Here is a 12,407-nt window from a genome sequence, read left to right on the forward strand (position 1 = left end):
GGCGATTCTTTCAGGCACCATGCTAGAGCAGACGCTATTTAACACAATCTTTCTTGGCGTGGTTGCAGCCGTTGGCTATGCAGTTGTGCAATCGGCGCTGGGTCGCTATGCAGAAATTCCTACGATCTCCGAAGCTGCCTACACGCAAGTTCGCTAGCACCTGCGGCTAACGGCTGCTGATTTCAGCGAAGCTGAAATCAGCAGCCGTTAGCGTGTGGAGTAAACGAGTCGTACAAGAGACCATCCTCGGTCGGCATAGGTAGAGACAAAGCAGTCTGGAAGCTAGCTACTCAATCGTCTGATTCAGCAGAGTCCTTGCTAGCATGGCTGGCGGCTTTAGCAACAACGGTGTTCTCTAGATAACCAATGCCTTCGATTTCGACTCGGACGAGATCGCCGATGTGCATAGGTCCCACTCCTTCTGGCGTTCCAGTAAGCACTACATCGCCGGGCAGCAGAGTCATGACTTGGCTTATGTAGGAGACTAGCACCTCTGGCGAAAAAACCATCTGATCAATCAGGGCGGACTGAACGGGCTTGGAGTTGTTATTCAAAAACGTTTGCAGGCGGGCGGCTGGACTGATTTCGCGCACAATCCATGGACCTAGTGGGCAAAATGTGTCAAATCCTTTTGCCCGTGTCCACTGTCCGTCTCGCTTCTGCAAATCTCGCGCCGTCACGTCATTGGCGATCGTGTAGCCCCATATTTTGGACTGCGCCTGCTCCGGAGAGCAGTTAGCACAGCGATCGCTAATCACCAACGCAAGTTCGCCCTCGTAGTCTACTCGTATGGACTGGCTAGGGTATTGAACCTCTGACCCCATAGGAATTACAGTCGTAGGGGGTTTGAGGAACAGTAGTGGCTCAGCAGGTACTGGAGTTCCCATTTCAGCAGCATGGTCGGCGTAATTCTTTCCCACAGCAACTATCTTGGACGGGGCACACGGCGAAAGCAGGCGGTAACTGTTGACTGCTAGCTCTAAGTCGGTAGGCTGTCCGCTGAGCCAAGGAGGAGCATCAAACACTCGCACCTCACGACCCAGTTGCAATAAGCCGTAGTGGATGTGTCCATCCAATGCTTGGACTCGGACATAGCGCTGTGCCATAGGTTGATTGATATAGGTTGCTGTTAAGAGTTCCTGATGTAGAAAGCTTACAACTAGATCGGGTAACTAGAGTTCTCGATACATCACTGGGGAAGCTCTTACAAACTGGTATAGAATTAGAGATCCTTGCTTTCAGGATTAGAAAAACGGCGATCGGCTACACTCACGGTCCTCTGCGGCTTTGAGCCTAGACGCTTCAGCAGTTTTGCTGGAAGCCATTCAGCCCATAAGGAGTTTGACGAATGGATTATTACTACGAAACAATGTACATTCTTCGCCCAGACCTTGGCGAAGAAGTCGTGGATCAGGCGATCGAGAAATTTCAAACCCTGCTGCGCGAGAACGGTGCAGAAATCATTGAGACTCAGCATCGCGGCAAGCGTCGCTTGGCGTACGAAATTGCTCGACAGCGCGAGGGTATCTACATTCAGATGAACTACTCGGGCGATGGAAGTCAGGTAGCAGGGCTGGAGCGAGCCATGCGCCTGAGTGATGAAGTGCTTCGCTATCTCACCGTTAAGCAGACGGCTCCCAAAGCATCTGCTGAGGCCTCCGCGTAATAATAAAAGGTGTGGGGTCGTCTCACACCTTAAACCATCAACTCTCAACAACTGATGAAGCTCTCCAAGAAGAACCTGAGCGATCGCTCAGATCACGTCTATGACGCGCTCATTGTTGGAGGTGGAGCAGGCGGGTTGTCCGCAGGGCTGTATCTTCAACGCTATCGGCTCTCCTCCCTTGTAGTCGAGAAGGGTCGCGGTCGATCGTTCTGGATGCAAGACCTGCGGAACTACTTAGGATTACCGCCGAATACTCCCGGACGGACGATGTTGCAGCAGGGGCTAGAGCATTTCCTCTCGCTGGATGGCGACTACCTGAACGGCTTCGTTGAGGATGTGGTAGACGAGGGCGAGACGTTTGCCGTCAAAATTAAGGTCGGGAAGAAAGACAGCCTGTATCCAGTTATCCGCTGTAAGTACCTGGTTGCGGCAAGCGGCATTATCGACCACTTGCCGCAGTTAGAGAACATGCAGAACGTCTTCGACTACGCAGGTTATAACCTGCACGTCTGCCTGATCTGCGACGGCTACGAAATGGCGGATAAGCACTGCGGGCTGTTTGTCAACAGCGAAGCGGCAATTAACACTGCCTTTGTGCTCAACTGGTTCACGCCATACATCACGGTCTTTACGCAAGAACTGTGTGAGGTAGGACCAGAGATGCGCCATAAGCTGCGGGAGCATGGCTATGAATTGGTCGAAACGCCGATTAAGCGCTTTTTAGGACAGAACCACGAGATGACAGGTGTGGAGCTGGTGGATGGCTCGACGATCGACCTAGAAACCGGACTGATCTCGATGGGGTCGCACTACTACAACGAGTACCTCAAGGGGCTGGATTTGCAGTGGAAAGGCGGCAACCTTGTGACTGACTCGATGTGTCGGACTTCTCATCCGCGCATTTTCGCGTTAGGCGACCTAAAAGAAGGACTCAACCAGGTGTCGATCGCCGTTGCAGACGGAACCTCTGCCGCAACAGCCATTTGGCGGGACATTCGCCGGGCGTCCCCTCCACGTCTCTGGGAGGCGCATTTAAGCAAAGTTGAGGCTTAAAGATTGCTTAAAGATTACAAATTGTAGACAGTTTGGCGTGCAAGCTTGTCATTTTGCGGCTTTAATCTATTAATTGTTCCAAGCCATCGAACCGGAGTTGCACAGCCGTGACTTATTCTGAACGTCAAACGGTCCAAGATCTGCACAGCGAAGTTGCTCGCCTGCGCGACGAGCTACAGATGCGAGATAACCTCGTGCAGCAGCTATCGCAAGAGCTATTTCGCCTTGTTAAGGGTAATACCAATTTTCTGCCGACCCCAGAAGTTTCTGAGCGGCACATTGCTGAGGTGCGCGCCCTGCGGGACCAACTGCAAGGTGTCGAACAGCAGGTCACCTTCTATCAGGGGCAACTGAGCGATCGCGACGCCGATATCTATCAACTGCGACAGTCGGTTCAGGAGTTGACTGATCGCTCTCGCATGTTGGAGCAAGTTGTACAGGAGCTACCCAATATTTACCGCCAGAAGTTTGCGGAGCGCATGGCTCCCGTGAAGGAAAAGGTGGCGCAGCTTCAGCGGGAAAATCGTCAGCTTCATGCAGAACTGCAAAGCGTTAGCTACCGACTCGCCGTTCGGACTCGACGGCAAACGCACCTCGATTTGCCCAGCTTCCCGCGGGGCGTAGAAGCCGTGCTGCCCAGCTTTGGCAATGCCTAAAGTGCTGATTGTTGAAGACGCTGTCAAAGTCGATCGAGCGATCACGCAGGCAATGAAGCAGGCGATCGTGAGTGATGGACTCGGTTTGGCACCTGATGCAATTGACGTTGTGGCAGCAGACCAACTCGCGTTAGTGGGCGATCAACTCTGCCCGCTGACGCTTGATGTGCCAGAATCCGTTTCGTTTCCGGGGCAAGCGGTGTTCCGAGCCTGCCGAAATGTAGAGGGGCTGCGCCAGATGGTGGCAGAATGGCAATACGCGATCGGCGCAGGCAACCTTTGGCTTCCGGTTGTGCTGACAGCAAAGGGTCCGCTTTACGCGGAAGTGATTGGCAAGCTGGAGTCGGAATATCTCCAGCCAATTCACGTCGCAGACGTTTGGCGGCAGGACCTGTATCAGCTTGCCCACCGACTAGTCCGCTGGCTCATGGCTCCTCCAGCAGTGTATTTGATGCAGTTTGACGTGCATGATCAAACGCTGCGGTTTGATCGGCTGATTCCATTTCCCGCGGCTCCGGCGATCGCCAGCCTGACAGTACAGACGCCAAATTTGTTTGTCTGCCACTGGCGCTGCTTGTCGGGACAGGCAATTCAAGACTTGGTAGTTTCCTCCAGTCGGTACCAAACCTATCCGTGACTGAGTGAGTGCTAGCTACGCTGCTTGCCTGACGCTGTGCAAAAGCATTGGCGTCCGCTGGTATGCTGCTGCAACGTCTGCCTGGCTCTCAAAGATTTCAAAGGCTTGATCAAGCTGAGTAATCTCAAAGATGATTTGGACAGCGGGCGGCAAATTGCAAACTACCAGACGGCACTGGTTACGACTTGCCGTATTGAGTCCAGATACCAAAGCAAACAGCCCAGCGCTGTCTATAAACTCAACCTGGGACAAGTCGAGAATCCATAGAGGGTAACGCTGATGCTCAATCGCAGAGATCTGCTGCTGAAGGCTGGCACCACCCTGGGAATCTAGAAGTCCCTGGGGCTGAATTAGAACCGACTTGCTTTCTTCCAGAAAAACCATAGTGTTATTAAACAGGTAGATGGAGATTCCAACGAGTAGAATCTTGGGACGGTTTTCAATTAAGAATCAGTCTGACGATGCGGTTCGAGAGTCACTGCCCTCTATGTAGTCAGGGAGAACCTAAATAAGCTCTCTGCTAGCTCCGTAAAAATGCTTACGGATGCCAACAACTATAGAAAGCGGTTTCAATTTAGCCTGTAGTTGCCAGACTAACTTTATAAAATCTTCATCCCTAGCTGCTCTAGACCGTAGATTTAATGAAATTCCATTTACGATTTTTTAGGTGTAGCGATTTACACGGCTTTCTTACTAATGGATAAATTTTCCGCTCGCGGCTGCTACCTCAGCCCTTTAGCAGTCAATTGACAGACCTCCAGGAATCGCGCCAAGATGAAGGCACGTGACAAATTGTAAAGGCTACCATCCATGTCGTTTGAATTCCTATCGCCAGAGACGATCGAGGAGCTTGCCCAGCAGTACGGCTACTGGGCAGTATTTTTAGGAATTCTGCTGGAGAACCTAGGGCTTCCTATCCCCGGCGAAACTGTGACGCTGGCGGGTGGGTTCTTGGCAGGCAATCACCAATTGAACTACTGGCTTGTACTAGCAGATGCCGCGCTAGGAGCCATACTCGGCGGGACGATCGGCTATTGGATTGGACGCTCTGGCGGTTGGCCGCTGCTGGTTGGGTTAGGGCGCATATTTCGGGTACAAGAAACGCGGCTAGTGACGCTTAGGGACCAGTTCAGTGAGAACGCTGCTAAAGCTGTGTTTCTAGGTCGCTTCATTGCTCTGCTGCGGATCTTTGCTAGCCCGCTAGCAGGAATTGCCGAAATGCCCTTTCTGAAGTTTATGCTCTACAACACGCTAGGTGCCGTGACGTGGGCATCGGTCATGGTTACGCTGTCCTACGTTGCCGGACAGGTCGTGCCACTGGAAAAGCTGGTGGCGTGGGCAAGCCGATTTGCGTTTTTGTCGCTGCTTATTGTCGCGGCTTGGATCGTCGTGCCGCTCTGGCTAGAGTCGCGGAAGGCAAATCAGGAAGCCGCTAGCGGTGATCAGCCGTCCGGGACGGAGTGAGTGAAGGGGAAAATGGTTTTGGCGCTGCTTGAATGTTCTAACAGCGCTGTATCTTTTAGTTACTCTCCACTTTCAGTTGGTAGAGACAGCGCAAGCTGATAGAGTTGGCGACGCGGCAGAGAAGTTTGCTCTGCTAGCTGGCGGCTTGCCTCAGATCTGGACACCCCCTGCTGGAACAGCGATCGCAGCTCCGCTTTTAGCGCTTCTTCAGACAGCACAAGCTGAGCCCGATCGCCCCCTGCCACAACTAGCGTGAATTCTCCCTGCGGCTCTCGCTCTTCGTAGTGAGCAACTGCCTCGGCGATCGTGCCGCGCCAGATTTCTTCGTGCAGTTTGGTCAACTCGCGCGCTAGGGCAATTTGCCGCTCCTCGCCAAGCAGCGTTAAGTCCTGCAGCGTTTGACGCAGGCGATGAGGAGCTTCATAAAAAATCAGCGTCCGCGCCTCAGTTTTCAGCACGTCTAAGCGCGATCGTCTCGCCGTCCGTTTGGCAGGCAAGAAGCCTTCGAAGACAAACTGGTCGCAAGGCAAGCCTGACGCCGTTAACGCCGCGATCGCCGCACTCGGACCGGGGATCGGTACCACCACAACTCCCGCCTCTGCGCAGGCTTTCACCAATTCGTAGCCCGGATCAGAAATTCCTGGCATCCCTGCATCTGTGACAAGGGCGATCGCGTTGCCCTGCTGCAAGCGCTCTAGCAGTTCGAGCGTGCGAGACTGGCGGTTGTGGTCGTGGTAGCTGATTTGCGGCGTCGAAATTTGGAAATGCTGGAGCAGCTTGCCTGTGTGGCGCGTGTCTTCTGCCGCGATCGCATCCACGTTTTGCAAAATCCGCACGGCGCGAAAGGTCATGTCTTCCAAGTTGCCGATCGGCGTTCCGACGACGTAGAGCGTTCCCGGTTGCGGATCAGAAGGCATACGAATTACAGCGTTTGAATGATGAATTGAATGACAAAGGTTGAATCAAGATCGTATCGGCAAAACAGGTAGTTTTTCCATCCCACGGCTTCGGCAGAGGCAGTGAAGCGAGTGCATCAAACTAGCTAAACGAGCGGAGTTTTTAAAGCGCGTACAGTTCCCCGTACTTTTGACGAATGTGGCGCATCAATGGAGCAGCACTGAGAGCCGATCCGGTCGCGCGATCGAGTAGCTCCGACGGGGTAAACTTGCAACCTTGACGGTAGACGTTGTCTTTCAGCCAGTCGTGCAACACCGTAAAATTGCCGTGCTCAATCTGGTTCGGAATATCTGGATGCGCTGCTAACGCTGCCTCAAAGAACTGAGCGCTCATCAAATTGCCCAGCGTGTAGCCCTGAAACATGCCGCCAATACGACTCGTATACCAGTGCACATCCTGCAGCACGCCCTCGCTGTCAGAGTGAGGCACCACGCCCAAATCGCTTTCGTACCGATCGTTCCAGGCAGCGGGCAAGTCTTTTACCGCCAGTTTGCCGTCCAGTAAATCGAGCTCCAGATCAAACCGAATCATCACGTGCAGGTTGTACGTCACCTCGTCTGCATCCGTGCGAATCAGCGATCGTGCCACTTTGTTGATCGCTCGATAGAACGTTTCTAGCGGCACCTCTCCAAGCTGCGTTGGAAATGCCGCCTGCAATTGGGAGTAGACGTAATTCCAGAACCGCCGCGACCTACCTACCAGATTTTCCCACAAGCGCGACTGGCTCTCGTGCACACCCGACGAGACGCCGCCTGCTAGCGGAGTCCCTTCAAACTCAATTGGATTGCCCTGTTCGTACAGCGCGTGCCCCATTTCGTGAATCGTGCTGAACAAGCCCTGATTCAAATCCGTTTCATAGACGCGAGTGGTGATGCGGACATCGCCGATCGAGAAATTGGTCATAAACGGGTGCAGGGTTTTGTCCTGCCGTCCGCGCTGAAAGTCATAGCCCATCTGCTCTAGCACCTTCAGGCTAAACGCAAGCTGATCGGCTTCGGGATAGTGGCGATGCAGGCAGGAATCATCCGCGATCGCTTGTGCAGTAATTGCCTGCACTATGGGAACAAGCTGCGATCGCAGATCGGCAAAAATAGCGCGGATGTCGGTAGCCTTCATGCCGTAGTCCGACGAGTCGATTAGCGGATCGGCAATGTGCTCATAGCCCGGAAAGAAGTTTGCCCACTCGCGGCTGAACTCCAGCATTTTCTCCAGGTAGGGCTGCACAAGGGCAAAGTTGCTTTGCGATCGTGCCGTTGCCCACACTTGGTAGGACTCGGTGCGGTGCTGCGAAAATTTAGCGACAAATGAGGCGGGCACTTGCAGCGCCTGTTCGCTGATGCGGCGGGTAATCCGCAGCAGACTCGCCTCGTCTGAGTCGTAGGGCAACTCGGCTTCGTAAGACTGCAACTCGTCGAGCAGATGGGCGATCGTTCCATCCGTTAGTTTTGCGTGGGCAATCTGGCGCAGCGTTGCCAATTGCCGTCCTCGCGCCGCCGCACCCCCCGGAGGCATGTATGTCGCTTGATCCCAATACAGCAGCGATACGGCTGAGTTTATGTCGTCGATTTCGCTTAGGCGAGTTTTGAGTTCCAGAAACTTGGGATGAACTTTTTCAAGCGTCTGCATAGTCACGGTTAGGAGGTAGAGGGGCGTATCTCTCTGGACCTTGATTCTGCCACACTTGTTAATTTAAAACTCTTCGGGGTGAGCGTGAATTTGATTCATGCTCACCCCAGTTTTTCTGATTCGCTTTCTCTAGCTTGCGAATGCTGTTCGAGACCTAGCTTAGAACGTGTGGGATAGCCGTCTCGGTTGCTCGTGTGCAGGCAAGATGCCCACACCACAAGATTTACACCTGATTCAATCTACACGTCTTAGGACCCAGACTTCACTTCAGAGTCGATCGACTTACCTGTTTTACTCAACAGCTTGCCCAAGCGTTGAACAGGTCCTTTGACTCCGCGTTCTGCTTCCGAAGCAGCCGCAACGGTTTGCTCACCAAGCCGGGTCAGCAGTTCACCAATGTTGCCTTTGCCTTTGCTGAGCGCTTGCTTGAGCTGCTTCAGTTCGTTGGCAATTTCTTTCTGTCCCTCGTCGCTCGATTTGTGCAGCAGCGCATACCACTCGTCGATCGCCGCGATCGCTTGCTCTGAGTCGATTTGCTCTAAATCGCCTTCTAGGAGGTCGGTGATCGCCTCAATGTGCTCGATGTGTTCTTGGTCTTCTGCCTTGCCGATCGATCTGCCAATTTTAGACAGTTGCTTACCCAGCTTGCGAAGTGGGGTCTTCGTGCCCTTTTCGGCATCGGCGGCAATGTCACTGGTTTGTTCGCCAACGTGGTCTAGAATTTCACCGATTTCGTGACCCGTTGCCTTACCTTTGCTCAGCGCCTGCTTGAGCTGCTTCAGTCCGTTGGCAAGCTCTTTGAATTCCGGCTCTTTGGACTTGTGCAGAACGTTGTACCACTCATCGATTAAACCGACCGCGGCTTCACCGTCGATCGACGACACATCGCCTTCTAGCGCCTCCAGTAGCGACTCTAGATCCTGAGAATTGTCAGCACCTTTGTCGCTTGCGATCGCCTTGGACTCTTTTTGCTCAGCGGCGTCTTCGTGCTGCTGAGCTGCTTTCGTTTCGTTGGAGTCTTGCTTGTTAGCCATAGGACAAATTCTGTTGCTCGGTAACGGTACAGGAATCAGCTTATACAGCGGTTGCTGGTATTCCCTCCGTCCGAAGATGAATGTAAAAAATTAATAACACTGCTTCAAATCGCTCATCAGAGAGAGTATTTGCTCAAAGAAATATTGCAGCAACCTCTATCAACTTACAGATACAGCCACAAGTACAAGTGATTAAAGTGATTCGTATGCTGCACGCGGAGAGAGACAAATTATGGCAAGTGAACCACGTCCGGATGAGCAACTGGTTTCGCGGGCGGTTGAAGCGGGACTGTCTAGTCAGCTAGACGCCGCTGAAAACGTCAGTGTAGACGTGCGAACCGATTTACTGCATGCGGTACAAGGTCAGGTGGATTCCGTTGCGGTTAGCGGTCAAGGCGTTGTAATGCAGGGTCTGACCGTGCAGGACATGGAAGTACAAACCGATCGCATTCAAGTCAATCCGCTCAGCATTCTGTTTGGCAAGGTAGAGTTCAACCAACCCGTCAATGCCGCTGCCCGCATGACCCTGACTGAGTCTGACCTCGATCGAGCGCTGAACTCAGACCTGGTTCTGAACCAGATTCCGCCGCTACACCTGAGCGTGGATGGAGAAAAGGTAATTGTCTCGCTGCAACCTCCGCTAAAGGTGAGGTTACCAGGCAACAACAGAATTGGCTTGGACGGTAACGCGCGGTTGCAGGAACCGACCGGAACGCGCCAGCTAGGGTTCTCCGTGGTGATTATTCCGCGCACTGACGATCGCCCTGCTCTACTGGAATCGTTCAACTGTCAGCCCGGAACGGGAATGTCGATTGCGTTCACGATCGCGCTAATGCAGAAGTTGCAGGAGATCCTGGATCTGCCGTACTTGCAGATTGACGGTATGGCGTTTCGGATCAAAAACCTTGATGTACACGCAGGCAGCGTTGCAATTCAAACCGAGGCGCGGGTTCACCGCATTCCTGACCTACAGTCCTAACCTACAGTCGTCAGGCTAAAACTCTAAAGAACAGGCTGTTAACGAGTAAACCGTTACGCCTCCCGAACCAATCGAACGCCATCCGCCTGTCACAAGATTGCCAACTCGGACTGAGTACAATATCCGTAGAGAGATTTGCTAAGACTGTAGGTAAATCCTGGTGTCATACTCGGTTTCAGAGGCAGCGGCATGAATAGCAGAGGTCAAGAACGCACGATCGCTCAGGAATTTCGTACCCACGTTTGGATTTTGGGCGGGCTGGTAGCGCTGATGTGGGCAGTGGAATTCCTGGATGTGTTTGTGTTTCGGTTAGGGCTTCGCTCCACGTTAGATATTTATGGTATTATTCCGCGCAATCCGATCGGGTTGCGCGGCATCTTATTTGCTCCCTTTCTACACGGAAATTTCTTCCACCTGATCAGCAATACACTTCCCTTTGTGACGCTGGGCTGGCTGATTCTGCTGCGGGAAACGCGCGATTTCATCTGGGTCAGCATCATTGCAGCATTGACAAGCGGCGTTGGAACGTGGCTGATTGGATCGCCCGGTGTCCACATCGGAGCCAGCGGCGTTATCTTTGGCTATTTGGGCTATCTGCTGCTGCGCGGCTATTTTGAGCGCAGCGGCTTGTCGATCGCAATTTCTCTGTTTGTGTTTGCGCTGTATGGCAGTTTGGTTTGGGGGGTTCTGCCGACTCGAATTGGCATCTCCTGGGAAGGGCATTTGTGCGGCTTTATTGGTGGAGTTCTGGCAGCGCGACTGTTAGCAAAACGATCGTAGGGTGAGAGCGGCACGTCTTCTGGTCCTTTCAGGACGGTGCCAAGAGAGACTCGCGATCGCAGCAGCCCGTTTGCCTGTACCCTAAAAGCCTGTAGTCTTTAATTCTGATTATGGCGACGCTTGCATCCCCTCAGTCTACGGAAGGTCAGCGCGATTCTTCGTCCAAGGCGCTTCACGAACGCATTGCCCAGATTTATCATCAGCCGCTGCCCGATCTGCTGTTTGAGGCGCAGGGGCTGCATCGAGCGCATCACGATCCGCACGCTGTCCAGCTTTGCACCCTCTGCAACATTAAGACCGGGGCGTGTCCTGAAGACTGCGGCTACTGTTCTCAGAGCGTGCATCACAATACAGAGGTGACGCCGGAGCCACTGATGGATGTGGAAGCAGTCGTGGCACAGGCGCAGGCAGCCAAAGCCAGTGGTTCAACGCGCTTCTGTATGGGAGCCGCATGGCGCGAAATTAAAGACGGTCCGCAGTTCGATCGAATTCTGGACATGGTGCGGCAGGTAGCAGCGCTAGAGATCGAGGTTTGCTGCACGCTGGGAATGCTAAAGCCGCATCAGGCAACACGTCTGAAAGAAGCCGGACTCACGGCATACAACCACAACTTGGACACCTCTCCCAACTACTACGAGCAGGTGATTACGACTCGCACGTACCGCGATCGCTTAGAAACCATTCGCGCCGTTAGCGCCGCCGGAATTTCGGTCTGCTGCGGTGGGATTTTAGGCATGGGCGAATCGGTGCAGGACCGCTTGGATTTGCTGGCAGCGCTGAGCGAACTTGACCCGGTTCCAGAGTCAATTCCAATCAATTGTCTGGTTCCCGTAGCCGGAACGCCTTTGCACAATGCGCCACCGATCGACACGATCGATCTCGTGCGGATGATTGCCACGACGCGGATTCTGTTTCCGACAGCAATGGTGCGCCTGTCTGCTGGACGAATGCAGATGAGCGATGAGCTGCAAGCGCTGTGTTTGATGGCAGGGGCAAACTCGATTTTTACGGGTCCTACACTGCTGACGACGCCAAATCCCGATCGCGTCCACGATGAGCAACTGCTAGAACGGCTGGGCATGGTGCCGAAACCTCTAACCGTCGATCGCGAATCGCTGGATGGTGCAGCAGAACAGTAGAATCTATCGTCTTGCCACCGCCTTCCGCGTCGCCTAGCGACTTGGCTGAGCAGTACAGCACTCGGAAAACGAGGTCTTCGCCAAGCTATCTAAATTTACCTGCTGTAGCAGGCTAGTCCAAGCTGAAACAACCGATCGATCGCGGGGATTGGCGCGATACAGGACCGCCAAGCTGTCTAAAGCGTCATACCAAATGCCATTTGCCGCGTATAGATTCACCTGTTCCATCGGTGATGTCTTGTTGCGACGTTGCAAACTCGCCACCGGAGCAACGCGCTGAATTGTGCCGTTAACAAATACAGAACTGGACGGTTTTGCAGGATCGCAGTAAACCGAAAGCGTCCAAGAGTACGATTGCCCCACATTTAATGGCTTGGCAGTCGCCGGAAGTATTAGCCGCATTAATCCAGCTTTGG

At 53.4% G+C, this 12,407-nt stretch carries 14 protein-coding genes; 8 read left to right on the forward strand and 6 right to left on the reverse strand.

From position 1 onward, the window contains the following. Positions 1 to 290: 290 nt before the first annotated feature. On the reverse strand, positions 291 to 1,106 hold the full coding sequence (locus tag H6F43_RS16605; protein ID WP_190343831.1) for a fumarylacetoacetate hydrolase family protein: 816 nt from the start codon (positions 1,104 to 1,106) through the stop codon (positions 291 to 293). Positions 1,107 to 1,348: 242 nt separating this feature from the next. Between H6F43_RS16605 and rpsF the strand changes: the two genes are divergently transcribed. From rpsF to H6F43_RS16625, 4 genes are all read left to right on the forward strand, one after another. Continuing rightward, positions 1,349 to 1,666, forward strand: a complete 318-nt coding sequence (gene rpsF, locus H6F43_RS16610; RefSeq protein WP_190343832.1) for a 30S ribosomal protein S6 — start codon at positions 1,349 to 1,351, stop codon at positions 1,664 to 1,666. A 54-nt stretch (positions 1,667 to 1,720) separates the two neighbouring features. After that, a complete protein-coding gene (locus H6F43_RS16615; RefSeq protein ID WP_190343833.1) occupies positions 1,721 to 2,719 on the forward strand; it encodes an NAD(P)/FAD-dependent oxidoreductase in 999 nt (332 codons plus the stop codon). 107 nt (positions 2,720 to 2,826) lie between these two features. After that, entirely contained in the window at positions 2,827 to 3,375 is a 549-nt protein-coding gene (locus H6F43_RS16620; protein ID WP_190343834.1) for an Npun_F5560 family protein, read from the forward strand. Then, positions 3,368 to 4,012: a hypothetical protein gene (locus H6F43_RS16625; protein ID WP_190343835.1), complete on the forward strand. Its 645-nt coding sequence runs from the start codon at positions 3,368 to 3,370 to the stop codon at positions 4,010 to 4,012. The genes H6F43_RS16620 and H6F43_RS16625 overlap by 8 nt, the downstream gene beginning before the upstream one ends. 15 nt (positions 4,013 to 4,027) lie before the next feature. Here H6F43_RS16625 and H6F43_RS16630 read toward each other — a convergent pair whose 3' ends face one another. Further along, entirely contained in the window at positions 4,028 to 4,396 is a 369-nt protein-coding gene (locus tag H6F43_RS16630; protein ID WP_190343836.1) for an STAS domain-containing protein, read from the reverse strand. A gap of 426 nt (positions 4,397 to 4,822) precedes the next feature. Between H6F43_RS16630 and H6F43_RS16635 the strand changes: the two genes are divergently transcribed. Continuing rightward, positions 4,823 to 5,476 carry a DedA family protein gene (locus tag H6F43_RS16635; RefSeq protein ID WP_190343837.1) on the forward strand — a complete coding sequence of 218 codons (654 nt, stop codon included), beginning with the start codon at positions 4,823 to 4,825 and terminating at the stop codon, positions 5,474 to 5,476. A 59-nt stretch (positions 5,477 to 5,535) separates the two neighbouring features. Here H6F43_RS16635 and rsmI read toward each other — a convergent pair whose 3' ends face one another. The 3 genes from rsmI to H6F43_RS16650 all read right to left on the reverse strand — a co-directional run bounded on the left by rsmI (position 5,536) and on the right by H6F43_RS16650 (position 9,093). After that, on the reverse strand, positions 5,536 to 6,393 hold the full coding sequence (rsmI, locus tag H6F43_RS16640) for a 16S rRNA (cytidine(1402)-2'-O)-methyltransferase (protein WP_190343838.1): 858 nt from the start codon (positions 6,391 to 6,393) through the stop codon (positions 5,536 to 5,538). Between the two features lie 142 nt (positions 6,394 to 6,535). Next, positions 6,536 to 8,059: a carboxypeptidase M32 gene (locus H6F43_RS16645; protein ID WP_190343839.1), complete on the reverse strand. Its 1,524-nt coding sequence runs from the start codon at positions 8,057 to 8,059 to the stop codon at positions 6,536 to 6,538. Positions 8,060 to 8,307: 248 nt separating this feature from the next. After that, positions 8,308 to 9,093 carry a hypothetical protein gene (locus tag H6F43_RS16650; protein WP_199290393.1) on the reverse strand — a complete coding sequence of 262 codons (786 nt, stop codon included), beginning with the start codon at positions 9,091 to 9,093 and terminating at the stop codon, positions 8,308 to 8,310. A 232-nt stretch (positions 9,094 to 9,325) separates the two neighbouring features. On the opposite strand from H6F43_RS16650, the gene H6F43_RS16655 reads away from it, so the two are divergent. The 3 genes from H6F43_RS16655 to bioB all read left to right on the forward strand — a co-directional run bounded on the left by H6F43_RS16655 (position 9,326) and on the right by bioB (position 11,991). Next, complete coding sequence (locus H6F43_RS16655; protein ID WP_190343840.1) at positions 9,326 to 10,072, forward strand: DUF2993 domain-containing protein; 747 nt, start codon at positions 9,326 to 9,328, stop codon at positions 10,070 to 10,072. A gap of 189 nt (positions 10,073 to 10,261) precedes the next feature. Beyond that, positions 10,262 to 10,852, forward strand: a complete 591-nt coding sequence (locus H6F43_RS16660; protein ID WP_190343841.1) for a rhomboid family intramembrane serine protease — start codon at positions 10,262 to 10,264, stop codon at positions 10,850 to 10,852. Positions 10,853 to 10,962: 110 nt separating this feature from the next. Then, the gene (bioB, locus tag H6F43_RS16665) at positions 10,963 to 11,991 is read left to right on the forward strand and encodes a biotin synthase BioB (protein ID WP_190343842.1); all 1,029 of its coding nucleotides are present in this window, start codon (positions 10,963 to 10,965) and stop codon (positions 11,989 to 11,991) included. A gap of 33 nt (positions 11,992 to 12,024) precedes the next feature. On the opposite strand, the gene H6F43_RS16670 is transcribed toward bioB, so the two are convergent. Then, the coding region (locus H6F43_RS16670) for a DUF928 domain-containing protein (protein WP_190343843.1) at positions 12,025 to 12,407 on the reverse strand (383 nt) is incomplete at its 5' end.

The sequence above is a fragment of the Leptolyngbya sp. FACHB-36 genome (assembly GCF_014695955.1).
Classification (GTDB): Bacteria; Cyanobacteriota; Cyanobacteriia; order Leptolyngbyales; family Leptolyngbyaceae; genus FACHB-36.

Excerpts from the sequence above, each read along its gene's own strand:
- H6F43_RS16605 (WP_190343831.1), bottom strand. The coding sequence starts at position 1,106 with ATGGCACAGCGCTATGTCCGAGTCCAAGCATTGGATGGACACATCCAC.
- rpsF (WP_190343832.1), top strand. The coding sequence starts at position 1,349 with ATGGATTATTACTACGAAACAATGTACATTCTTCGCCCAGACCTTGGC.
- H6F43_RS16615 (WP_190343833.1), top strand. The coding sequence starts at position 1,721 with ATGAAGCTCTCCAAGAAGAACCTGAGCGATCGCTCAGATCACGTCTAT.
- H6F43_RS16625 (WP_190343835.1), top strand. The coding sequence starts at position 3,368 with ATGCCTAAAGTGCTGATTGTTGAAGACGCTGTCAAAGTCGATCGAGCG.
- H6F43_RS16630 (WP_190343836.1), bottom strand. The coding sequence starts at position 4,396 with ATGGTTTTTCTGGAAGAAAGCAAGTCGGTTCTAATTCAGCCCCAGGGA.
- H6F43_RS16635 (WP_190343837.1), top strand. The coding sequence starts at position 4,823 with ATGTCGTTTGAATTCCTATCGCCAGAGACGATCGAGGAGCTTGCCCAG.
- rsmI (WP_190343838.1), bottom strand. The coding sequence starts at position 6,393 with ATGCCTTCTGATCCGCAACCGGGAACGCTCTACGTCGTCGGAACGCCG.
- H6F43_RS16645 (WP_190343839.1), bottom strand. The coding sequence starts at position 8,059 with ATGCAGACGCTTGAAAAAGTTCATCCCAAGTTTCTGGAACTCAAAACT.
- H6F43_RS16650 (WP_199290393.1), bottom strand. The coding sequence starts at position 9,093 with ATGGCTAACAAGCAAGACTCCAACGAAACGAAAGCAGCTCAGCAGCAC.
- H6F43_RS16655 (WP_190343840.1), top strand. The coding sequence starts at position 9,326 with ATGGCAAGTGAACCACGTCCGGATGAGCAACTGGTTTCGCGGGCGGTT.
- H6F43_RS16660 (WP_190343841.1), top strand. The coding sequence starts at position 10,262 with ATGAATAGCAGAGGTCAAGAACGCACGATCGCTCAGGAATTTCGTACC.
- bioB (WP_190343842.1), top strand. The coding sequence starts at position 10,963 with ATGGCGACGCTTGCATCCCCTCAGTCTACGGAAGGTCAGCGCGATTCT.